The 22,885-nt window shown below is 64.3% G+C and carries 18 protein-coding genes; 5 read left to right on the top strand and 13 right to left on the bottom strand.

What is annotated here, in order from left to right; all coding sequences use genetic code 11:
• Positions 1 to 551: 551 nt before the first annotated feature.
• The 3 genes from ACFPN9_RS10665 to ACFPN9_RS10655 form a co-directional block, all read right to left on the bottom strand.
• A complete protein-coding gene (locus ACFPN9_RS10665) occupies positions 552 to 1,484 on the bottom strand; it encodes a glycoside hydrolase family 16 protein (RefSeq protein WP_066721601.1) in 933 nt (310 codons plus the stop codon).
• Positions 1,485 to 1,510: 26 nt separating this feature from the next.
• On the bottom strand, positions 1,511 to 2,614 hold the full coding sequence (locus tag ACFPN9_RS10660; protein WP_067254329.1) for a glycosyltransferase family 4 protein: 1,104 nt from the start codon (positions 2,612 to 2,614) through the stop codon (positions 1,511 to 1,513).
• 72 nt (positions 2,615 to 2,686) lie between these two features.
• Complete coding sequence (locus ACFPN9_RS10655) at positions 2,687 to 4,033, bottom strand: FAD-dependent oxidoreductase (RefSeq protein ID WP_066716070.1); 1,347 nt, start codon at positions 4,031 to 4,033, stop codon at positions 2,687 to 2,689.
• Between the two features lie 263 nt (positions 4,034 to 4,296).
• Here ACFPN9_RS10655 and ACFPN9_RS10650 point away from each other — a divergent pair, with 263 nt between their 5' ends.
• On the top strand, positions 4,297 to 6,261 hold the full coding sequence (locus tag ACFPN9_RS10650; protein ID WP_067991707.1) for a hydrolase: 1,965 nt from the start codon (positions 4,297 to 4,299) through the stop codon (positions 6,259 to 6,261).
• A gap of 105 nt (positions 6,262 to 6,366) precedes the next feature.
• Positions 6,367 to 7,815 (top strand): oligosaccharide flippase family protein, encoded by a 1,449-nt coding sequence (locus ACFPN9_RS10645; RefSeq protein ID WP_066716067.1) that lies wholly within the window; start codon positions 6,367 to 6,369, stop codon positions 7,813 to 7,815.
• Here the strand turns inward: ACFPN9_RS10645 and ACFPN9_RS10640 are convergent.
• From ACFPN9_RS10640 to ACFPN9_RS10600, 9 genes are all read right to left on the bottom strand, one after another.
• Entirely contained in the window at positions 7,790 to 8,623 is an 834-nt protein-coding gene (locus ACFPN9_RS10640) for an FkbM family methyltransferase (RefSeq protein WP_066716065.1), read from the bottom strand. The two genes, ACFPN9_RS10645 and ACFPN9_RS10640, sit on opposite strands and share 26 nt — an antisense overlap.
• Positions 8,623 to 10,296, bottom strand: coding sequence for a Wzz/FepE/Etk N-terminal domain-containing protein (locus tag ACFPN9_RS10635; protein WP_377816873.1), 1,674 nt, complete (start codon positions 10,294 to 10,296; stop codon positions 8,623 to 8,625). Before ACFPN9_RS10635 ends, ACFPN9_RS10640 begins: the two co-directional genes overlap by 1 nt.
• Positions 10,293 to 12,308: a glycosyltransferase gene (locus ACFPN9_RS10630; RefSeq protein WP_066716061.1), complete on the bottom strand. Its 2,016-nt coding sequence runs from the start codon at positions 12,306 to 12,308 to the stop codon at positions 10,293 to 10,295. The genes ACFPN9_RS10635 and ACFPN9_RS10630 overlap by 4 nt, the downstream gene beginning before the upstream one ends.
• Positions 12,305 to 13,708 carry a hypothetical protein gene (locus ACFPN9_RS10625; protein WP_066716075.1) on the bottom strand — a complete coding sequence of 468 codons (1,404 nt, stop codon included), beginning with the start codon at positions 13,706 to 13,708 and terminating at the stop codon, positions 12,305 to 12,307. Before ACFPN9_RS10625 ends, ACFPN9_RS10630 begins: the two co-directional genes overlap by 4 nt.
• A gap of 67 nt (positions 13,709 to 13,775) precedes the next feature.
• Positions 13,776 to 14,468: a class I SAM-dependent methyltransferase gene (locus ACFPN9_RS10620; RefSeq protein WP_066716060.1), complete on the bottom strand. Its 693-nt coding sequence runs from the start codon at positions 14,466 to 14,468 to the stop codon at positions 13,776 to 13,778.
• A gap of 36 nt (positions 14,469 to 14,504) precedes the next feature.
• Positions 14,505 to 15,662 carry a glycosyltransferase gene (locus ACFPN9_RS10615; protein ID WP_066716058.1) on the bottom strand — a complete coding sequence of 386 codons (1,158 nt, stop codon included), beginning with the start codon at positions 15,660 to 15,662 and terminating at the stop codon, positions 14,505 to 14,507.
• Between the two features lie 73 nt (positions 15,663 to 15,735).
• Positions 15,736 to 16,428, bottom strand: coding sequence for a sugar transferase (locus ACFPN9_RS10610; RefSeq protein ID WP_280939900.1), 693 nt, complete (start codon positions 16,426 to 16,428; stop codon positions 15,736 to 15,738).
• Positions 16,429 to 16,715: 287 nt separating this feature from the next.
• The gene (locus tag ACFPN9_RS10605) at positions 16,716 to 17,339 is read right to left on the bottom strand and encodes a LuxR C-terminal-related transcriptional regulator (protein ID WP_066716056.1); all 624 of its coding nucleotides are present in this window, start codon (positions 17,337 to 17,339) and stop codon (positions 16,716 to 16,718) included.
• A 52-nt stretch (positions 17,340 to 17,391) separates the two neighbouring features.
• Positions 17,392 to 18,648, bottom strand: a complete 1,257-nt coding sequence (locus ACFPN9_RS10600) for a polysaccharide biosynthesis/export family protein (protein WP_067254950.1) — start codon at positions 18,646 to 18,648, stop codon at positions 17,392 to 17,394.
• Positions 18,649 to 18,910: 262 nt separating this feature from the next.
• Between ACFPN9_RS10600 and ACFPN9_RS10595 the strand changes: the two genes are divergently transcribed.
• Complete coding sequence (locus ACFPN9_RS10595) at positions 18,911 to 19,138, top strand: hypothetical protein (RefSeq protein WP_066716052.1); 228 nt, start codon at positions 18,911 to 18,913, stop codon at positions 19,136 to 19,138.
• Between the two features lie 106 nt (positions 19,139 to 19,244).
• The gene (locus tag ACFPN9_RS10590) at positions 19,245 to 20,009 is read left to right on the top strand and encodes a hypothetical protein (RefSeq protein ID WP_066716050.1); all 765 of its coding nucleotides are present in this window, start codon (positions 19,245 to 19,247) and stop codon (positions 20,007 to 20,009) included.
• Between the two features lie 391 nt (positions 20,010 to 20,400).
• On the opposite strand, the gene ACFPN9_RS10585 is transcribed toward ACFPN9_RS10590, so the two are convergent.
• Positions 20,401 to 21,504 (bottom strand): glycosyltransferase, encoded by a 1,104-nt coding sequence (locus tag ACFPN9_RS10585; protein WP_066722791.1) that lies wholly within the window; start codon positions 21,502 to 21,504, stop codon positions 20,401 to 20,403.
• A 156-nt stretch (positions 21,505 to 21,660) separates the two neighbouring features.
• Between ACFPN9_RS10585 and ACFPN9_RS10580 the strand changes: the two genes are divergently transcribed.
• Positions 21,661 to 22,680, top strand: coding sequence for a glycosyltransferase family 2 protein (locus ACFPN9_RS10580; RefSeq protein WP_066722789.1), 1,020 nt, complete (start codon positions 21,661 to 21,663; stop codon positions 22,678 to 22,680).
• The last annotated feature ends 205 nt before the right edge of the window (positions 22,681 to 22,885 follow it).

The following is a 22,885-nucleotide window of genomic DNA, read 5'->3' as shown; positions in this document are numbered from 1 at the left end:
TCGGGGATCTCTCGGTTCAGGGTTGGCGTTCACAACCCAAACCTAACCGGCAATCGCCGGTGACCACCGTCAGCTACACCACGCTATGGGACACGACCCCAGATCCCGCCCAGACGCACCAAACTTCAGGCTTCCGGGCATCCCGGTCGGAACATCGCGCCGCCGACCCGCGCCTCGCACGATCCCGCCGACCAGGCGGCCCAGCGAAATCCCAATAGCCCACGGCCCGGGCCGCCGCTTCCTCCCCTGGAGGCTTTTCGGACGCCGGCCCTCAGCCCATTCCGAACCCGCTCGCACGGGCCGGCATCCGAAACCCTTCACACAATCCGACGTCGGTGCTCTGCCTATAAGCAGACATACGGATTGAGGCGGGTTCGCCATATTGGTGCTGTCAGTCCAGCTTGGGGCCCGGAATTGTCGCGTTGGGCTACAAGGCCGCCCGCAAACTCGACCAACGCGGATCCTTGATAGTTGGAGCCTTCGACAATCCGGGGACGGTCGTTGTCGAGCATGGCTGGTCCTCGGAGAAAGGGGCTGTTGTCACGGTCCGCTCACACGCCATAGACACGGACGTAGTCGATCCTGAGCTGTGTCTGTCGGTCCTCTGGCTTGAGCGGCTGAGGAAAGGGGACGTCTGATCGTAAAGCCAGTGTGATCAAAAGCCAGAAGACATCGTTCTGCGCATCGAGCTCTGCGGCACGCCGGATCTGCCATTGCACGGCGCGCCCGGTTTTCGGATCGCGGATCGGCCGGCGCTCGAAATAGAGCATACAGCGGTCGTCCTCGATCAACCCGCCATAGCGGAAATAGCCGCTGGTGAGATCGACCTCGGTGGCCACCCCGATCCCCTCGTGGTGCTCGCCAGGCTGTCCCCATTCGTGCAGGTAGGCCCCGTAGAGGCGGCGCTCCCAACCCTTGTGCTCGACGATGTCGAATTCGACGCTGGTGTTTGGGGAAAGGATGCTGCGTCCGTTAAGAAGCCAGAAGGCCGGAAAGCTCAGCGGATGCGCGGGAAACCACATCCGCGCCTCGAAATAGCCGCTGCGCCAGCCTCTGAGGATCGTGCCGTCCCGACGTGCGGTCTGGAGATTGCCGGAAATCCACTGATACTCGGAGAGGCCATTGCCGTAATAGGCTGGCACGTTCATCTGCCGTCCGAGATAGCGGGCCGAAATCTCGAGCGCATGGCCGCCGGAGGCCAGCGGATCGGCGACGATGGCGTAGGGGTCGAAACCCTCCTCGCCGCCGCGGCGGCTGAAGGCCGAGCGACCGTAGAAGCCCGGCTCGCGTGTCGTCGCCTTGGGGCCTGCGTGCCAGATCGCGGGATCGAGGACGGCAAAGTTCTCGTCGAAGAGCAGCGTGCGACCCAGTGTCGGGTCGGGAGCGTCCTGCTGCGCATGGGCCGGCATCATCTGCGCTGCGTTCCCCGTTGCGAAGGCGGCAGCCGCGCCGAGAACCATCCGGCGGGATGGCAAGAATGACATCGCTGTCTCCGTTGCTGGAGGGCTCCTCAGGCGGTCCGGTTTGAATGTGACACTCCGGGGCCAGCTAGGCGCCCCGACTGCCGGATTGCATCCTCGTAGACGCCGAACGTCTCCCGTGCGACGCGGCTTATCCTGAGGTGATCGATCCGGCGCTGACTGCGTGCGCGCCAGTCACGGATCGCGCCCGGTTCGTCGATCAATTGGCAGAGCGCCACCGCGAGGGCATCTGGATCGCGCGCCGGCACCAATACGCCGGCTTCCCCCTTTTCCAGTAATTCAGGGATGCCGTCGACGCTCGTCGCGACGACAGCGCAACCCGCCTCCCGCGCTTCCGAAAGAACGAGCGGCGCCGGGTCGGCATGGGACGGAAGAACGAAGATGTCGGCCCCCAGCATCCAGGGGAACGGATCCCATTGGCTGCCCTCGAAATGGACGGCGTCTCGGCAGAACAGCCCGGCGACTATATCGCGATAGGTTTCCGAATAGGGGCCTTCACCGACGATATAGAGGTGTGCGTGCGGATGACGCCGATGGACCTGTTCGAACGCGGCGAAGAGATCGGGCAATCCCTTGCGCGGATGCAAGCCGCCGACGAAGAGGATGCTCGGCGAGCCGAGTGCGGCCGGCTGGGTTTCCCGTTCGGCGAGACGCGCCGAGCCTATGGTGCCGTTCAGGACCACGCGCAGCTTTGCAGACGGAATGCCCCGTTGCTGCATGGACGCGCCGACCGCGGCGCTGACCGCGATGACGCGGGTCCCCACTCGCATGAGAATGGCACTCTTTTCGAAGGCATTGTGGACCGTCGTGACCAACGGGACTGCCGCGAGCTTGCAGACCGGCCAGGCCAACACGGCGCTTGTCATCATGTGGGCATGCACGAGGTCGGCACGCCAACCTCGTAGAAGTCGGCGCAACGCCCAGCCCGACTTTAGCAGTGTGGCTGGCTTCCGATGATGGTCGATCCGAAATGTCTCAACGCCGTTGCTGGCGAGCAGGGCATCGAAGTCGCCGCCACCGCTGGCGATCGCGACCGCATGACCGAGCCTGCTCTGCTCGCAGGCGAGATCGACCGCTGCGTGCACATGGCCGTTGGACTTGGTCGTATGGTTCAGAAGGTGGAGGATACGCATGGACCCATCCCGATGCTCGCGCCTCCGATTGTCCGGGCCTGACTCGGCGTTGCGGGCTCCCCAGACCTGCATTTACCGTGCCGGGGCAGCGCAGCGACCGAGAGCCGCCTCCGCTTCGATTGTCGAAACGCGCGCTGTCGGCTGGTAGTTGAAGCCACCTTGGCGGCCGAGCGATTCGATCCCGAAAGCCCGCAATGCCCTGACGGCCTCCGCCGCACTCTCATCGGCGCCGTTGCGGTAAATGGGGTAGGCATTCTCAAGCGACTGGCTGCCTTCGAGCCTGAGGTCACCGGAGAACAGTCCGTTCGCGGCAACATGGGCGCGGAAATCCGCCTCGGCGCGGTCGACGGAATGCCCGATGTGATTCGCGATCACCTCGACACCGAAGTACTCGCGTCCCAGCGCGCGACCGTAGAAGTCGGAATACATGGTCAGTCGCTTCCAAGCGCCGTCATACGAGAAATTGTAGATGATCTCCTCTTCGAAGCCGCGGGCGCCGTCGAAGCTGAAATAGAGCGCCAGCAGCGTGATCGTTTCGAGTTCCTGTGAAACCGGCAGGTTGCAGAGAGCTTGCAGGCGCGGAATCGGGATCGTGGAAACGATGCGATCGGCGACCACCGCCCCTTCTTCGCGGAACAGCACAAAGCCGCTTTCGCGTTTTTCGATCCGGACGAGCCGTGTGCCGGTCAGGAAATCAACGCCGCGGGCCGACAGCACCTCCGCGGCGCCGGCGTAGAGCGAGGCGAAGCCTTCGCGAGGGCGCGCCAGCTGGCAGTTGGTCGGGGCCGGCGGCTTCTTCCGGGCCAAACGGCCGAGCAAGGCGCGCAGCGAGGCGTGTTCGCTGATCCACTGCATGCGCTTGCGCGCCAGCTCGATGCCGATCTGATCGGACGCGATGCCGTAAAAACGCGTCATGTAGGCGTCGAGGCCTGAGCGGTGCAGCAGACGCGCCCCGATCCAGTGGCGCGCAAACTCGCGAGCATTGCGCATGCGACGCTGGAAAACGCGCGCATAGAGCGCAGACGCCAGTATTCGAGCCACCTCGACCGGTCCGGCTGCCAGAATGTCGTCCCTGACCGAGATCGGATAGGCGGTTATCAGCCGCTGCGGGTTGAGTCGAGCCCAGCGCGGCCTGATCTGCACATAACGGGGCAACAGTTCGGGGAAATGCTGCAGCAGCGGCGAGTCGTCCTGAAAGATCAGGCTGCCAATGTCGAAGGTGTAGCCGCCCAACGACCAATCAATATGGTTGCCGCCGATATGCGCGTATTCGTCAACGACGAGGATCCGGCGACAGCCTTGCCGAGCAAGCACGGATGCTGAGACCAGACCGGACACACCGGCGCCGAGGACAATCGCGTCATAGCTTTCGGGCGCACTGCGGTCGGCATCGTCGATCCGGTGGACCGTATCTTCCATCGCCAGACCTCACCCCTCGGCAAGACGTCAGGTTAATCTCCCGCAAGATCAGCCAAAAGCAAAACGCGTCGCCAGAGGCGCTGCCATCCTGCTCAATCGCAGGGCGAATGCGCTTTTGTTGAGCGATCGGCTTCGTGGGTGGCTGGATTCGCCACTTTAGACTGGCACGCTCCCTGCTTCAGCAGGGTCAGGCAAGTTCTGCCATGCGATCGCCGACGTCGTCGCGTCGGCCCCGATCATCGAGGCTGGGCACGGAGCGCATCATGCCGCGCTGCTTCCATCCGAACGAGGCGGAGCTGCTCCACGGTGTCGAACTGGTGTCGACAGACCTGTTCGATACCTTGCTGCTGCGCACCCTGCGGTCAGAGCGCGCGCGGATCGTCGCGGGGGAGCGCAGCTTTGCTCGAAAGCTTGCCGAGCAAGGCCTGACTGTTTCGGAGATTTGGCTGGTCGAAGCGCGTCTCGAGGCGCAGCGACTGGCCTATCGGGCGCTCAACATGGCGGCGCAGGACGGGGAGGTCGCGCTGACCGACGTGATCCGGCGCCAGATCGCCATGCTGGGACTCCCGGCCGACCTTTGCGGGACGAGGCTCGCAATCGAGATCGCGGTCGAGAAGGAAGCTCTGCGGCCGAACCGACCGCTGGCGGCGCTGCTGCGTCACTGCCGGAGCGAAGGTCGACGCGTCATCGCGATCAGCGATATCGGGCTGCCGACCTCGGCGCTGGAGACGCTGGTGTTACATGTCCATGGGGAGCCGCTGCTCGACCGGATTTATTCGAGCGCCGAGCTCGGCCTGACCAAGCGACGTGGCGGGCTCTTCCACGCGGTTCTCGCCGCCGAAGGAATGAGGGCCACGAATGCGCTGCATATCGGCGATGACCTCCTGGCCGATCATCGCGTGCCAGCGGCGCTCGGACTGCGGACCCTCCATGTCCCGCGCCCGCAAGCAAGGCGCCGGCTATCTCGGCTCCATGGCGGCGTGAGCGAACTTGGGCGCCTGGTCCGCAAGCGGCGAGCGCTGACCGGTGGCTCGCTGGCGGCCGTGGAGAAGCCCTACGCGTTCGGGCGCGAGGTCCTGGGGCCGATCGTGGCCGAATTCTGCCTGGCGATATGGCTTTATGTCGACGAGGCCGCGAAGCGGAACGATGTGGCACTTCTGTTCTGCGCGCGCGGTGGGCTCGGCATCCGCTTGGCGTTCGAGCAGGTGGTCACGTCCCTGAAGCTACCTTTCTCCGTAAAGCGCGATAATCTCATGATTTCGCGGTTGGTCGCAGCCAGAGCGGCCGTGATGACCCGCAGCGCGGCGGCGCTCGATGAACTCGGTCGCGAATTTCGCGACGACAGCTTCGCGGATGTCGCTCGCGCGCTCAGCGGCGAAAGCCATGAACTGCCTCCAGCCTGGAACGAGCCGTTCGCGCCGGCGCGCTTCTTTGCTCTGCTCGACAGTCCGGCCGGCGACGCGGTCGCCGCCGCCATCGATCGCCAGAACGGCCTGTTCCGGCGCCATCTCGTTGCGGCGAGCGGTGGCGCAAGCCGCATCATCTTGTGCGACACCGGCCTTTACGGCAGCACCCAGCGCCTGCTCGCGGCGGGTTTCCCGGAATTCAGCTGCGAGACGGTCCAATTCGCGCGCTGCAACTACAAGGGCTTCAGCGAGGATCATTTCCCGCGTGTCGTCGGGCTGGCCGTCGAGCGAAACCGCTATAGCGCCTTCGCCGTACGATCGACGGTGCTGCGCTATTGGCAATTGATCGAGAGCCTATTCGAGCCGGCCATCCCTTCGGTCCGCGTCTTCGAACAGGATTTGAGCGGCGACGTCGCTTGCAATGCCGGCGAGATCGCCTTCGGTAAGGTCGATCTGCTCGCGGGGAACGCGCTTCTGGCCGGAGCTTTGGCTTACATCGAGGGCGTCGGCGACGGGAGGGTGATCATGCAAGACGCGGCCCGCGCCTGGCTGCGGCTTCGGCAGGCCGTTACTCGGCCGGCCGAGGCGGATCTCGCGGCGCTGGCGATCGGCGAGCGTTCCGTCGATTTCGGCCGGGCCGGTGCCGTCGGGGATGGTGGCAAACTGCCGGACGGCCCTTTGTCTCGCCTGACCTCGATCCGCACGCAGCTCTGGCGTGAAGGGGCCATCGTCCGTGCCTTTCCCCATTTGCGCTGGCCGCTGCTCACAGCGATAGAGGCCTTTCATGCGCTGCGCGGATTTTCGATCGGTCTCCATCGCTGATGATCGTCACATGAGGGAGGCGCATTCGAGAATGGCCATTTCGGGCGATGCCGATTTCTGGCCAGTTTCGCTCTACCGGGCGGCGGGCATTCTTGCGAAAACGCCATGCTGGCGATGAAGGTGTTCCAGGGCGCGGGCTGGCTGGTCGCCTCGCGCTTCCTTGGTCGGTTCATCGACTTCTTCACGCTGCTGATCATGGCGCGCATCCTGACACCTGCGGATTTCGGGCTGACAGCGCTCGCTATGTCCTGCGTCGTCATCGTCGACATGGTTCTAGAAATCCCCGTGACGCAGGCTTTGGTCCGCCTGCCGCATGTCGACAGGACGCATCTCAATACCGGCTTCACCTTGGGCGCGCTGCGCGGCGTCGCGATCGCGCTGCTGCTGTTGGCCGTCGCCTGGCCGTTCTCGGCCATCAACGGCGATCCGCGGGTCGTCCCCGTGATCTTGGTCCTGGCACTTGCGCCGATCGCACGCGGACTCGCCAGTCCAGGCCTAATCCTGTTCGTCCGCGACCTGGGCTTCCTCCGCAGTTTCCTGCTCGAGACCGGAGGCAAACTCGCCGCCTTTTGCCTTGCTCTCGCGACCCTCCTGCTCGGCGGCGGATACTGGGCGCTCGTCGTCAACTTTGTCGCTGCTCCCGTCTTCGGCGCCGCGCTTTCCTACCGGCTGGCGCCATATCGTCCGGCATTGTCACTGTCGCGGCTGACGGATTTCGCTGGCTTCCTCGGCTGGTTCACCGGCGCCCAACTCGTCGCTGCGGCGACCTGGCAGTTCGACCGCATCCTTCTCGGCCTCTGGGGCGGAAAGGAGATTCTCGGACGCTATGCGGTTGCAGCCGATTTGTCGGTAATGCCGACGCAGAGCCTGATCGGTCCGGCGCTGCAACCGATCATGGCCGCCTTTGCCAGGATCAAGGCCGAGGACCAGCGTCTGCGACGCGCCTTCCTCAAAGCCGCGCGCTTCAGCATGCTCGTCTCGGTGCCCTGCAGCCTGGGTATCGCGCTGACAGCGGATCTGATCGTCGAGGTTCTGCTGGGTCCGAAATGGCGAGGAGCCGAGACCTTCCTCTGCCTGCTGTCGTTGTCGGTGATGATGACACCCTATTTTCAGGCCCTGTATTCCCTGAGTCTCGCGCTCAGCCGACCCGAGCTGATCTTCCGTTTGAATCTCTTCGATCTCGCCATTCGTTCCGCCGCCGTCGTGATCGGATTTTTGCATTTCGGCGCCGTGGGCGTCGCCGCTGGGCGCCTGGTCGCAGCTGCGATCATGGCGGGCCTCTATCTCCGCGAGGTCGGCGTGCTCATCTCCGCCGATCTGGCCAGTCAGCTCACCAACCTCTGGAAGATCGCTGCTGCGGGCGCGGTCATGGCGGGCGGGGTCCTCGCGCTGCGTTCAAGCCTGGCCTCACTGAGCCTGCCTGCGCTGGCTGAATTCGTGATCGTCGCCGGGAGCGGCGCACTGCTCTACGCCGCCAGTCTGCTCGCCTGCGGCGTCTGGCTGACAGTCGGCGCCGGCCGGCTGGAAATCACCGATCGCTGGTGGCGACGCTGAGTGACCGCGCTGCCTGATGCGCCCCTTCGCCGCGGACGTACCATCCGTCCCACTGCGAATACTCCGGGAACTTCCGACGAAAGCCTTTGGCGGCGAGCAGCGCGTCGATCTTCGCCTCCTGCGGGCTGTGGCTATGCTCCACCGACAGCAGCCGGACACGCCAGCGCTCGAAGTCGAAGGCCTGGAGGATGGCGAGTTCGCTGCCTTCGGTGTCAATCGACATGTAGTCGATCACGGCCGGGGCTCGGTGCTCCTCGAGCAGATCGTTGAGCGAGATCGTCGCGACCTCGAAGGACGGAGCCGCCCGGCGGATGGCGGCGAAGTGATCGTGCTCGGCCGTGACGGCGATGCCGGCAAGTTCGGGATCCTCGGTGGCGACGAAGGACAGACTTTCGCCGGAACTGCTGAAGACGCAGCGCTTGTCGATGATGCAGCCGCGATTGCTGTAGAGGTCATCATGCCAGAGTGGGTTGGGTTCGGCGAGAATGCCGTTCCAGCCGAACTGCTTTTCGAGAAGCCAGCTATTGCTGTTGGTCAGGCCATTCGTAGCGCCGAACTCGACGAAGAAGCCGTCGCGTTGGTCGCCGAGTTCGTAGCAGACCCAGAGGTCCTGGAGGATTTGGGAGCGGGATTTGTCGAGCCGGTCAAAGACATAGCCAAGGAAACGGATGGCATCCTGTTGTCGCGGCGCCATGATCTCCGACCGGCGCAACCGCAAGGCATTGAACAGGAGCCTGCGCAGTGCGGGGCGGTCGGTCGCATGCGCGAGGGCTCGCGCGGCAGTCTTCTTAAGGACCTTGTTGAGCATCACGACCTGCTGCGGTTGATGACGGCGCCCATAACCCTGCTGCCCGCACGCTGCAGGCGGACGAGCGCATCGTTCAACTCATCGAACCGTGTGACGCCTTCGGCGGCGACGAGGATGACGATGTCGGCATGGGTCGCGAGCGCCATCGCCTCGGAAGATGATCCGATTGACGGAAGGTCGATCAGGACGTCGCCGCGCTGTTTTGCCTGGGCGAAGACCAGCGCTGCACGCGGATCACAAAAGTCGACGATGCGGTTCAGCTGAGTGCTGGTCGAATGGAGCGGCAGCAGATGCACGCCGTTGACCGTTGTGAAGGCGGCTTGCACCGATTTCGTGTTCGAGGCGATCACATCGGCCAATGATGTCAAAGAATAATCGCCATTGTTGCCGGGGGCGGGAGAAGCATTGGCGCTGAAAACGCTGACCCTCCGCCCACGGTGAGTCAGCAACTGTGCGAGATTCATCGTCAGCAGCGTGGCACCTGCGCCGCCCTGCCACGAGCCGATCGCGACGACGGGGCGGCCCTCCGAGCGGCTCGCGCCCCAGCCGATCTCGATCGCCGTCGCCAGATCGCGTATCGCCGTCGCGAATGAGCCGGCGCGATCGCGCGTCATCAGCATCGCTTCTCCGGGGCTGGCGGCCGGCAGCAGCCTGCGCCGGCCGCGGACCTCCGGGACGACCGCGATGCAGGACAGGCCCGTTTCGCGCTGGAGGTCCTGCGGACCGCGGACGCGGCGGTTGAAGGCCGACGCGATCGCAGCAACGAACAAGCCACCGAGGAGGCCGAAGACGCCGGCGAACGCCATGATCAGACTGGCGCGTGGAGCCGATGGGCCCAGCGGTGTCTGAGCCGCGCCGATGATCCGCGCGTCGGCGTCCGGAATAGGCCGAGCCGGCAGCGCGCCGCTGCCGACGGCTATACCGGCTGCCTCGACCTGGCTGGCGAGCGCATCAAGCCTGCCCTGCAGAAACTCGGCGCCGCTGCGGGCGGAGTCGGCCTTGAAGGCGACCGACTGCAGGAGATAGGCCGACGCGGCGGCGTTAGCGACGCGGGCTGTCAGTTCGGGATCGGCCGATGCGTAGGAAATCTCGAGGACGTAAGACTGGCCTACGCGCCGTGCCGAGAAGCGACGAACGAAGTTGTCGAAAGCACTGCGCCGCGGATCGATCTGCGTGGGCGAGCCCGTCGGGCGCTGCAACGGCAAGGCCGCAGGCAGGGCGCCTGCGAGCATAGCGGAAATACGGGCGGAGAGTGCCCGCAGCGGGCCGGGTTCGGCGAGACCGAATTCGGGATGCCCGCTCAGGGCGAGTGCATCGAAGACGCTGCGCAGCAGCCGCTCCGATCGGATGACCTGCAACTCGCTGTCGGCGTGGTTCAGGTCCAGCGACGGAGGAGCGGCCACCTCTCGCGTCGCGCTCAGGACCTGCCGGCGCGGCTCGAGCAGCAGGGTGGCCGCGGCGGTGTAGGTTGGCGGTGTCATGCGGACATAGGCGAAGCCGGCGGCGAGACAGAGCGCCAGCCAGACGGCGATCGTGATCTTGTGGTCCGCTGCGGCGGCGCCGATCATGCGCAACAGCGCGATCGGCCCATCGCCGGCCAGCTGCGCTCTCTGATCGGCCAGGGGCATGACCCGGAAAGGTGCGCCCGTCACGCCGGGTTTACCCAGCATCATTTAAATCTCTCCCTGGGCTGTAGATCGGCGGCGCGTTCCGGCTGCAGGCGGCCGCGCAAGATGTCTGCGACACCGAGAATGTTGCCCCGCAGGCGCCCCCGGCGATCGATGAACGGCTCCGGCCGCAGTGAGCGGAAGAGGTTGCTCGAGATGTTTCGGAAGAGATGATCTCCGACCTGGCCGATCGTCATCGTACCTTTGCGAAGCATGTAGAGCGGGTTGACGATCTGCGAGTAGCCAAAGCGTTCGCCGGCCATGCGCCCGCCCTTGACGCCCATATGGACGCCGATCGCCTCGGCGGATTTGACCAGTCGTCCGCCTCTTCGGGCCAGCGCGCCTCCGAAGTCGCGATCCTCCAGCCAGCCGTAAAGCACGAGCCGCTCATCGAAGCGCAGGCCGGCGATACTTGAAACGCGGAAGGCCATGTTGCACCCGTACGGGCTGTAGGGCTCAATCCACGACCAATCGTCTTCGGACGGCGCCACGACCATTGTCATGGCCTCGGCAAGCGGGATGCCGGGGCCGGTGACACCATCGGCGAGAACCCGGCCCGTGAACGCATCGATGCCGGCATCGTCGCGGAAGCAACGCGCCGCGGCAGCGAGCCAATCCTTGTGGGCGATGAAGTCGTCGTCGAAGAAGGCGACGATTTCGGTCCCCGGCGGCAAGTGCGCGAGCGCCGTGTTCCGCTGGGCCGCGAGCCCGGCGGGTCCGGTCAGGACGAGGACGTCGTTGCGCCCCTGCAGTCCGCCGGCATCAGCTGCGTGAACGCATGAGACGATAACGCTGTCGGGTCTCAGTCGCTGATGTGCGAGGAGATGCAGCACCGTCTCCGTCACCACCTCCGGTCGACCGCGAGTGGCAATGACGGCGGCGATGCGGGGGGCGGGTGCCGGGATTGCCGTGACCTGCGCTGCGGAGCGGCGTGACTGTGGCGAGATCGCCAGATCGAGATAGCCTTCTGCTGTCCTGCGCCATGAGAACAAGGGCAGGCGCGTCTTGCCCCTCCCGATCAGATCGTCGCGCAAGGCGGCCGACCCGGCCAGCGCCGCGATGTGGGTCGTCCAGGCAGCCGGATCAGACGGCGAGGCGAGCAACGCCGCCCCGCCACACACTTCCGGCATGCTGGCGCGATCGGATGAGACGACCGGGCACCCACGCGCCATCGCCTCGAGGATCGGCAGACCGAATCCCTCCGTCCAGGAGGGAAACACCAGGCAGAGCGCCCGATCGAGCAGATAGGCCAGGTCGTCGTCGCCGACTCGTCCGGCCATGCAGACATTGCCGGCACGCGCGAGGTCCTCATCGGCGAAGATATCCGCCCCACCGCCGGCGACGATGACGTCGACGCCGAGTTCGGCCAGCCGGGGGGCGATCGTGACGACGAGCGCGAGATTCTTGTGACGCGCACGCGACCCCAAGGCGAGGACAAAGGGCCGCTCGCTGTTGGCGCGATCCGCCAACAGCGCTGGAGCCAGCTTCGCCTTGGCCGGGTTCCAAGCGAGCGCGTGCTCGTGGCCGTTGGGCAGGACTGCAATGTTGCCGGCGCGGATCGGCAAATGGCGTGCGAGTTGCCGAGCGGAGGCCTGGGAGACCGTCGAGATGCGGGCGCTGCGCCGAGCCAGGAGCGGCTGCAACGTCCGGTAGGCGGTTCGAAAGCTTCGGCTGTAGCTCTCCGGGTTTGTGAAGGCGTTGGCGTCGTGGATGCAGACGATCTGCTCGCGCTTCAGCGCCGGCGCGGTGTTGCAGAGATTCAGCAATGGGCCGGGACTGAGCCGGGGCAACTCGATCTGCTCCCAGCCATGTCCCATCAACCGCCCGGCTGAAACGTGATCGATCGCTTGCAGCGTCAAGACATCTGCGCGCTGCGGCGCAATCAGCATCGCGCGACGTCCCGCCTCGGATAGTGTGGCATCGAGCGCGGCGACGACGTTGCGCGCATAGCGCTGTACGCCCGTGATATCCTGGGACAGGAAGCGCCCGTTCACCGCAAAAAAGGGCGCGCTGCTCATAGCCTCGCTCCGGCGGGGATAGGGGGGACGGCACGGACTTCACCGCGGCGCGGCCTGGCCGCGATGGACAACGCGGCAAACATGCAAAACAGCAGGCCCTGGTCAATGACGGGACTGACGAGCAGGTCGCCGAGCAGCAGCCCGGCATAACCGTTTCGTGCGGCGACGGCCGCATCGGCTTCGAGGCTGCCGATGGAGCCCCGCGGGCGCAGGAAGCACTCCAGCGCGAAGATGGCGAAAAACAGCGCACCCGGAATGCCCACCGACGCAAGCAGCGCGACGGCAAAGCTCGAGGCGCGGGTGGTGCCGAGCCCAACACCCAGCCCCCAGCTATCGAGGAAATTCTGGAAGGACACGACATTCCAGGAACTGCGCTCGACACCGGAATCGGATTCCGCCTTGTTCAGCACCACGAGATCGACATAGCTGCGGACTTCCGCCGTGGCCTCGGGATTGAGCAGGAGCAGCAGGACGACCGCCAGACCGATGACCGGCGCATAAAACGCAAACAGCCCCGCATGGCCCCCAGCCCGACCCTGAACGAGGCTGACCAAGGCGGTGGCGTAGAGCAGGAGCAGCATGATTGGCGCGCCGACGAGCCCGGTCGACGAGGTCGACAGCACGATCAGGACGAACGAAAATGCCGCGAGCGAACCGGTCAACGCCCGCTGGACGCCGTAGAGCCACAAGGTGCCGGTGAAGCCGAACACGCCAAGTGTCGAACGGGCGAAGACCGAGGTCTCCGTATAGGAGCCGACGATCCGCTTCATGCCCGCCACCTCAGAGTCGGTGTGCAGCGTGTAGCGGGCATTGCGGATGAAGCTCAGTAACTCCTGCGTGCCCGTGAGATAGGTCGCCACGTCGATCAGGGCGAAAGCCAGGTTGGCGACGCAATATGCAAGGATCGCACTGAGGACGACCGTGAAGCCCTGACGCGTCGAGGCGACTGCGGTCAACGTCAACAGGCACAGCAGGGTCGCACAAAGATGGACGCTCTGGGTCAGATTGCTGGAAACCGGCGTCAGTGGCACGGTCGACCCGGTATCTTCGAAGACGGATGTGCCGAGGGGGATAATCGGGGTGACGCCCGCCAGAACACGCGGCATCAGGATGGCGCTCGCGACGCCATAGGCGACCAGACAGGCAAACCAGAAGCCCGGCTCATTGGGATGCAAGGCCTTGATCACGGCGACGGACTCGCGGCGGCGGCTCAGCACCCCGAAAGCCAGGAAGGCGACCATCAGATGGCCGGGCAGCACGTTCGCGCCTCCGATAAACAAAGCTGCGGCGGCACCCAGAACCGCCGTGATGGCCAGCCCGTGAACGAGCGCTCCCGTACCAAGCCAGAGACAGATCAGCCCGGCGAGGACGGTTAGCGCGCCGATCGGCTCGATGCTCATGGCGCGCATCCCCCCCACCTTCGTTGGGGCAGCACGGCTCGCCGACATCTGCGATCGGCCGCGACACTCATTCGGCCAACACGAGCAGCGAGTAGCCGCCCAGCACCCGGACGCTCAGATCCGGCGCGAGCGAAAAGCACAGACGGCGTGGCAAGCGCATCAGTCGGCTGCTAAGCGCCTGATTGGGCAGTTCCAGCCGGCTCGCCGTATAGGCGTGGTCGATGACCCTGTAACCGCAATCCGCCAGCGTCGCGAGAGCGGTTTCCTTGAAGAAGTAGTGCAGGTGGCCAACATTCTTGCGCAGATTGGCGATCGGCCAGCCGCGCAACAGCGATTGTACCGAGAGGTCAAGCGGGATGTGGAAGACCTTGTAGCGGCCCTTGCCGCGCAGCGATTTGATGAAGGCGATGTAGTCCTCGACATGCTCGATGACGTCAGCAATCACGAGCAGGTCGTAATCCGCTGCGCCCACCGCGGCAAAGTCACCGAAGAAAAATTCGACCTTGTCGGTCTCCTTGTACTTGGCGCGCTGATAGGCGTGCGGCGAGATCTCGTAGCCGTGAAAACGGATCGCCGGATATGCCTTCGCCAGATTGAACAAAATCTCTCCGGTTCCGCAGCCCACTTCGCAGGCCTTGTCGAACGAAATCGCGTTCTTGCGCAGGATCGCCTCGATCTGACGGGCTTTCCACGGGGAGTCCTCCTCGTGCCAGGTCGGATTCAGGTCGGCATAGGCTTCGCTCTGGTAGATCGTCTGCATCAAGGCTTCCCCGATCTCGCTATCGATCGCCTGTGATCACCCGAGGCTCTGGACCAGTGCCGGCCGTGGCCGCGCTCCCGGTGTGACCATCGAGATCGTGCCGGCGAGAGGCTTGAGCAACTGGCTGACGTGAAGCGCCATCTGCTTCTCGAACACGGCTGTCGAAAATTTTCGGGCATAGGCCGCGATTTCATGGGGGGCCCAGGCGATCCCGCGCGCCCGCTCCTCGGCGGCGATGAGCGCGTCGACAGATTGCTCGTCAAAGAAGACGCCGCTCACGCCATCCAGGACCGTTTCGGTGGCGCCGCCACGGCGAAAGGCGATGACCGGCCGCCCGCTCGCCATGGCCTCGACCGGCACGATTCCGAAATCTTCTTCGCCAGGGAAGATGAGAGCGCGGCAACGCGCATAGTGGTGGCGCAGCACGTCGAAGGGCTGGGGACCGAGCACGGTCACGTTCGGCTTGGCAATCCGGCGCAGCTCGGCGAGCATTTCGCCGCCACCGATCACCACAAGCCGCTGACCGGTTCGGTTGAACGCCTCGACCGCGAGCTCCGGCCGCTTGTAGCCAACGAGTTCGCCAACCATCAGGCAGTAATCTTCGACAAGCTCGGCGGGCAGCACCTCGAAGGCATCAACATCGACCGGCGGATGAATCACTGTCGACGCCCGACGGTAGTATCGGTGCAGCCGGGCGGCGACAGTTTCCGAATTGGCAATGAAGTGGTCGACGCGGCTCGCGGAGATGCTATCCCAATTGCGAATGTAATGGGCTAGCGCCGGCATGACGAAGCGCGTGATCGGTCCGGAACGCTCTCTGTATTCGTGGAACATGTTCCAGATGTAACGCATCGGCGAGTGGCAGTAGCAGATATGCATCGCCCCCGGTGGTGGGATGATGCCCTTGGCCGGTCCGGATTCGCTGGAGATGATGAGGTCGTAGCCACGCAGATCGAGCTGCTCCAGCGCCAATGGCATCAACGGCAGATAGCGTTGGTAGAGTTTGGCGGCACGCGGAAGCCGGCCAATGAAACTGGTCGTCACCTTGTTGCGCCGGATCTCTTCCGAGACGGCCTCGGGCACGTAGACATGAGTGAAGACATCCGCTTCCGGATACATCCGGCAGAGCGCCTCGATCACCTTTTCGCCGCCGCGCATGCCGACAAGCCAGTAATGGACAATCGCGATTTTCATGGCCCGGGTGACTCCGTGGAACTCATCTGGTCTGGGCGTCGATTGTCCGATGCGCTGGACATCGGGGCGGCAGCTAACGGCTGCCCTTTTGCGTCAGCACCGCAGGCACCGTCCGCATCAGGATCTTGGCGTCGAGCAGAAGATGCCATTCCGAGACATACTGGCTGTCGAGCGAAATACGCGTCGCGTAGGAGCAGTCGCTGCGGCCGCTGACCTGCCAGAGCCCTGTCAATCCCGGCGGAACCGAAAAGCAGTGACTGAAAGCCTCCCCATAGCGCTCGCGTTCGGCTGCCACGATGGGGCGCGGTCCAACGAAGCTCATGTCACCCACAACGATGTTGAAGAGTTGCGGGAGTTCGTCCAAGCTGGATCGCCGCAGGAAAACACCGACCGGCGTGACCCGAGGGTCATGGGTCAACTTCTGGTTCTCGGCCCATTCTCGCGCCGCGGTCGGATCGGATGCCAGAATCTGCCGGAGCGCCTCGTCCGAATTGCACGCCATCGTGCGGAACTTCCAGCAGCGGAAGGCCCTGCCGCCTCGGCCGATCCGGGTTTGCCGATAGAATGCCGGACCGCCGTCTCCGGCCCTGATCAGCACAATGATCAGCAGCATCAGCGGCGCGAGCAAAAACAGCAAGACCAATCCTGCCGTAAAGTCGAAACCTCTCTTTATTGCAAACTGCGGAGTATCGTGGTCAGCCCTCTTGGATCGAAGGGATAGAGCGAAGGGAGGCGACAATTCCTGCGAGTCAAGGGGCCGGCTCATTGCATCACCCAACTCGTTGAGCATTCATTAATAGATTATTAAGCGAGATAGAATACATGACAAGATGATTCTAAGCCTTGCAAAATGTTTATTCACATCAAATCGTAGATGGTCACCGCGCAGGCTTTGTCGGGAAAATCCCTGACAGGTCTGGCAAAATTTTGCCGCTTTCAACGGCATAGTGGAAGAACGCTTACGGCAGCCGGCTCCCGCGATGCGGCGTTACGGCAATTGAGAAGATGCCGCCTCCATTTGACCAGATAAGCCGGCCGACCAGTGCCGCCGTACTACTGAAACCATCCGCGCGTGATCGCGTATTGGACGATCTTCTGACGGCTATCGATGCTCAGTTTGCTGCTAGCTCGCGCTTTATAGGTTTCCGCTGATTTCGTCGTAATGCCGATGCGTTCCGCAGCTTCACGAATACTGAATCCCAGCGCTATCAGGCGCAAAACTTCCTGCTCACGTTGGGTCAATACAGGGCCGCGCCCGTTGCGGGACGGCGTCCGCGGTGCCTCGATCGCATCGAAGAAGCTCCCACCGCGAAGAACCGCCCTGATGGCCTTGAGCACGACCGAGCCCGGCGACTGCTTCAGCACATAGCCGCGCGCGCCCATTGCCAGCAGCCGGTGCGCGCGCAGCGCGTCGGCCTCTTCGGCGACAAGGATAACGCGATGCGCTGGTAGAGCGCTCAGCAGGCCCTCGGCTACCGAAACTCCGTTGAAGCTCTCGCCCACGACGGCAACGTGCGGTGCCGCCGTCTCGACCAACTGAACGAGCTGCGCGGAAGAGTTGACCTCGCCAACGACTTGGATGTCGGGCTGCTCCGCTAGGCAGGCCTTGAGGCCAGCCAAGAAAATTGGGTGCTCATCCGCGAGAAAAATGCGCGCAGGCCATTCGGATGACAGCATGAGCCAACCTCCACATGGCGTAAGCCTTGCTATGGTATGCGGGCGCGACCGCTCAGTTCTGTGAGCCGCCCGGCGAAAGCGACGAGAGAACCGACTGCAGCGAGGCCCGATCGATTCTGACGATATCGCCGGGCAGGATCGGTGAGGCTTCGTCGATCGCGATCTCATTGACGCTGCCACCCTGGCGCCGCTGGACGCTGAAGCGCATGCGCCCGAGCTGCTTTTCCTGCTGGCTCTGCAATTGCGGGGCGAGCGCGGTCGACTCGTGAATGAGCGCGCGCAGGGCAATGATGCGATCGTCGGTCTGCTTGAGCGAGAGCTGGGTCTCCCGAAGTTCGCGCCCAATGTCGATTTCGCGCTGATTCTCCAGCTCGGCCGCGGCGCGGTCTATTCGGCTGAGTTCCTGCTTCGCGCGGGCGGTCGCGAGCATCAGATCGAGCGCCTGGCTTTCCGACTGCGCGAGGTTCTGTTCGACCGCAAGCTGGCGGGGACTTACCGCGAGTCCCTTGGCGATCAGGCTGTTGATATTGCTGAGCTCGCGCCGGATGAGATCCTGCTGCCGCTGCTGTGTCAGAGCCTTCGCGCCAAGCGTCCGCAGTTCCTCCTCAAGCAACGCGCGCGATTGGTCCAGAAGGGCGAGTTGCGAACGGGTCGCCTTGCGGCGCGAGGCGAACAACGCCTCCTCCTCACGCATCGCCTGGGCGACGCCGTCATCGAGGCCGCGACGCAGATTCTCCGAGAAGGAGATCGCTTCTGCTTTGCTCGCCTCGGCGAGAAGCCTGTCGCGACGGACCTGTAGAGAGAGCAACTGCGTCTGTTGGACCCTGATTTCACCCTCGGCGATGATCGTCTCGCGCTCGAAGCGGCCCAGCGCCAGCTCCATCCGCTGGAACCCTCCAGCGATGGCGACGGCCTGAAGTGCGGTCATCGTCGGCCTGAAGGCATATTCGCCCGGCCTTTCGACCGCGCCGACGATGTAGATCGGCCGGTACTGCGCGATCTCGACGGCCGCCGCCGGGGCGTTGACCAGCCCGGCTGCACTCTTGAGCCGTTCCGAGATCAGGGCCGCGATCTCGGCCGGCGCTTTGCCGTCGACCGAAAAGGTGCCGACTACCGGCAGCGAGAGCATGCCGGCCGAGCTGACACCGAATTCGCCGGTCAGCGCCGACCACTCGAACAGCTCTCGCGAGGTCGGGCGCCATTCCGAAACCTTGATCCTAAGCCGATCCTGGGCGGCGACCCGGTATTCGAATCCATTGGCATGAAGCGATCCGGCGGCTCCCATGACGAAGAGCGATATCAGCGCCACGGACCATGCGAATGCCCGCCACGATCTGCGAAGGCAGGACGGAAAAAGACAGTCGAAGGGGGGACAACGTCTCACAAAACGCTCCGCCACTGGCTGATCTCAACCACGCGTAGCAAATCTGTTGCCACGGCGCCGGCGGCGTTAGAGTTCCCTTAACCATGACGGCTCAGATTTGCCGTGGCGGTCGCGTGTGTAAGTCTTTCTCGGTCACCCGCGCGAAGCTATAATCACCCGTAGATAGCGAGCTGCGAAAGCCCGAGCGATGCTGATCGTCCTCTTTTCGGCCGCCCTCGCCAGCGGCGCGCTGACGCTCTGGCTGGCTTGGCCGCAGGGTGTGCTCGTGGCGCTGGTCGTCGCGGCGGTCGTGGCCAGCGTGACCGTCTCGCTCCTCGCCATCGTCTTCGTCCTGCTCAGATCGCGGACCGCTGACAGCGACGCTACGCGACCGCGTGGCCTCCTCGATATCCTCGCCCGGCGCCAGGCGCGTTGACGGAGGCGCGACGATCGTCTGGCACATGAATTGCTGATCTCCCCACGGGAGCGGGCTGCGCAGTGGCGCCTCGCTTAGCATCCGCTCTTGTCGGGGGAGACTGGCGATGGCGCTTCCGGTGAGGTTTCGCGGGGCCGACCGGGATCGGCAGACCGATATCGAAAGGCTCCGCCCCCTTCACCGGCAACTCAGCGCAACCGTCACCGAAATCGAGCGCGCGATCGCAGGGCTGTCACGGCGGCTCGAGGAGGCACGAACCCGTGCCGCTACGCTGATGGGGAACGAGGACGGGATCTATTTCGAGCGCGAGCCCGCCGATGAAGCCAGATTGGTCGAGGCCGAGGCGCAGATGATGGCCGCCTATCGCAGGATTGAGGAGCTGCGGGCGCAGCGCGCGCTTCTCATGGCTTGCCACGACGGGCTCGCGGGGTTCGGCCACGCTGGCAAGTTGCGGGGTGTCGCCGGACCAATCGGCCTCCTAGCGCGCTTGTCGCTGAGCATCGGCGCACGGACGGCATTGCTCAGGCTCGGCTTTCGAGTCTTGGGCTGGGGACTGCTGATAGGGATCGTCTATGCGACGTTGTCCGGGATCGAGCAGCGACCGTCCGTCCCTTGGCTGGTGCCCAATATCGAACGGAGCCTCGCCTTCCTCGTGACCGCCGCGTCCTTCGCGATCGGGTACCCAAGGCAGCGTCCTGTGATATTCGCCGTCGGGCTCGGTGCGGTCGCGCTGCTCGAACTCGCCCAGGGCTGGACCCCGACACGCCACGGCGCGGTTCAGGACGCGCTGGTGAAGGCGGCAGGGCTTGGCCTCGGACTTCTCCTCGTTCTCGCCCTGGAGCGGTTCAGGCGATACGCACTGCTTTCGTAGTCTGCTCCGGATCGACGAGCATGGCCATTGTCGCTGTTCGGCCGTTCAGCAAGCGAGGTCCGGTTTTGCGATCGACCGGGTCCGGTCTCGCCGAGGGGAATTATCGCGCTGTGGCGGGGCACGCGGTGGGCCCTGCCGCCCCCGAGGCGGCACGCAAAGGCGTGTCGATCCTTGCACAAGAGGAGGCGAGGGGTTCTTCTGAGCAACCGGCGGCGTCGACCGCCTGGCCGAACCTTGGATGAACGGTATGTCATCGAGGTACGGTTTTTTGTCGCCGGGCGGCGATTCGGAGCGTCGACGGCTCGACGAGAGGCCGCGACGGCCGCGAGGTTCAGCAGGCGCGAGCGGGGCCGCCGCTTAAGCCCGCACACCTGGCGGGCTGTTGCTCGTTTCAATCGACCGCTGCAAGCAGAGCTTGCGCGTGTGCATGCACGACCTTGTCGAGACTGAATTGGTCGATGTAACGGGCACGGTACTCAGCGTGACGGCGCTCGGCTGCGACATTGTCATGGTAATAGATCATCGCTGCCACGAAGCCGGCCACGTCATCCAACGCGACTAAACGGCCAATCCGCTCATCGACAATGATGTCGCTCGGCCCGAACTCGCAGTCAAAGGCGACGACCGGCAGGCCGAAGCGCAAACCCTCGCAAATGGCGAGGGACCAGCCCTCCCAGCGTGCTCCTGACAAATAGACGTCGCTTCGCGAGAGAGGGGTCGCAGGGCTGTCGGGGTAATGCTCGATCGTCACGCGCCCGGACAGGCCGAGCTGGTCGATCAGCGTGCGGATCGCCGGTTCGTCCTCACCGTAGCCGACGAGTGAAAGTTGAGCGCCGTCACGCTCTCGGCAGAAGGCTGCAAACGCGTGCAGCAGAATATCGTACCCCTTCTGATAGGCGAACCGCCCCACGGTGACGAAGCGAACGGCACTCCCGCTGTCACGGTGATCGGGCGTAGGCCGGTCGAACGAACGCACGGGATTGGGCACCCAGACGTGCTCGACCTCGCTCGGATAGTCGGCCTTGAAGGCCTCAAGCTGGCGTGGAGAGGTGCCGAAAATGCGCGTCAGCCGCGGCAGTACGAGAAACCGCATCACCTCAAACAGCACCTTCGCCATGGGCGAGCGCCGCTCAAGCCTCGGATTGCCGTGCAAATAAAGGATGAAGCGACGCCGGAGGCCGAGGCAGCAAAGCCAGAACACGGCGGTGGCCTCGACCTGAGGCACGACGACAAGGTCGAACCGGCCCTCGGCAACCACCCGCCGGACCCGACGGAGGAGGTCGAACCGCCCGCTCGCCAAGCTGAGCACGACGTTGTACGGCCTGACATGGCCGACGATCTGCTCGAAGGGCGAGGTGTAGAGCACCGAAACCGCGACGTCTTCCGCATACTCGGTCGCCAGCGCCGAGCAGATCGAATCGGTCACGCGCTCGATGCCGGCGAAGGAGCGCGTCGGCGGCACGACGTAGAGGATAGTGATCTTCCTTTTTGACATCGCTCTCTCGACGCCATCGCACCGACCGCGAAGCAGCGCTTGTCACGGTACGGCTCTTGCAAAGTCTGCGCCAAGTCGGGGGCTTTGCTGGCAGCTGGGAACGGCATGCCGAGCGCGGAGGGCGGACCTCAGACAGAGGCTCAAGCGGGGCGAGGCATGACCAGCTCGACGTTCAGGCTCGCGGTGATCGTGAACTGCTACAACTATGCCGAATATGTCGAGCGAGCGATCGGCAGCGTGCTCGCTCAGCGCCGCGATGACTGCGAGGTCATCGTCGTCGATGATGGCTCGACGGATGCATCCTGGGAGGTCATCCGCCAGACGGGGGTCAGAGCTTTCCGCATCGAGAACGGCGGCCAGCGCCGCGCTTGCATCTATGGCCTCGACCAGACGACGGCGCCTTTCGTGCTGTTCCTCGACGCGGACGACGAGCTCTTGCCAGGCGCGCTCGACGCGATCATCCCCCATCTGCAGCCCGAGGTCGCCAAGGTTCAGTTCTGCCTTGGCCGCGTCGACGGCGGCGGCCAACACCTGGGCTCGATGGTTCCTCACCCAGAGCTGTTCTGCAGGGTTGGCGATCTGCGGGAGCGTGTCCGCAGGACGGGTGTCTATGTCAGCCCGCCGACGTCGGGGAACGTCTTCAGGCGCGACCTGTGCGAATTGCTGCGCGACGCCGATTACGACAACGCGGTCGATGGAATCATCATCCTAGCGGCTCCCTTCTTCGGCGAGATCGTATCTCTGCCGGAGGAGCTGGGGCTCTACCGCGTCCATGACCGCAACCTCTCAGGGGTCGGCCGCGGCATCGACGCCGACATAATCCGGCAGCATATGCAGCGCTTCAGGAACTGTATTGCTCACCTCAACAGGGTCATGCCCCGGGATTCGAAGCAGCAGCCCGTCGATATCGACACGACGTATTTTTACTTGGAAAAAAAGCTGATCCTCGCATCGGTCGTCGGCCAAGTGGGTCGCTATCGACAACTTCCCAAGCTGCTCAACGTTATCATCGGAGATTATTTTCCGCCCGCCCGAAAATTGATCCTTTCAGGATTCCACATCCTCATCGCCATTCTGCCATTCAGCCTTTCGCGACACCTCATCGAGGTTCGCTACCGACCCGAAAAGCGTACGGGCGCGGCATTGGCCCGGGCGCTGACGGGCACCAACCGCTGAGGTGACCTGCTAGAGGCCGGTCGTCTCACCGTCTCATCCCTGCCAGCCTATAGCCGCCACGAGTTAGCCTCAGCCGGTGAAGAGTTTGCCGAATTGTAGGCGACCTCGGGTCGTGTCCCATAGCGTGGTGTAGCTGACGGTGGTCACCGGCGATTGCCGGTTAGGTTTGGGTTGTGAACGCCAACCCTGAACCGAGAGATCCCCG

Origin of the sequence: Allobosea massiliensis (assembly GCF_042655245.1) — a bacterium.
In the GTDB taxonomy this organism is placed as follows: domain Bacteria; phylum Pseudomonadota; class Alphaproteobacteria; order Rhizobiales; family Beijerinckiaceae; genus Allobosea; species Allobosea massiliensis.
This window is presented reverse-complemented; position numbering and strand designations above follow the sequence as displayed.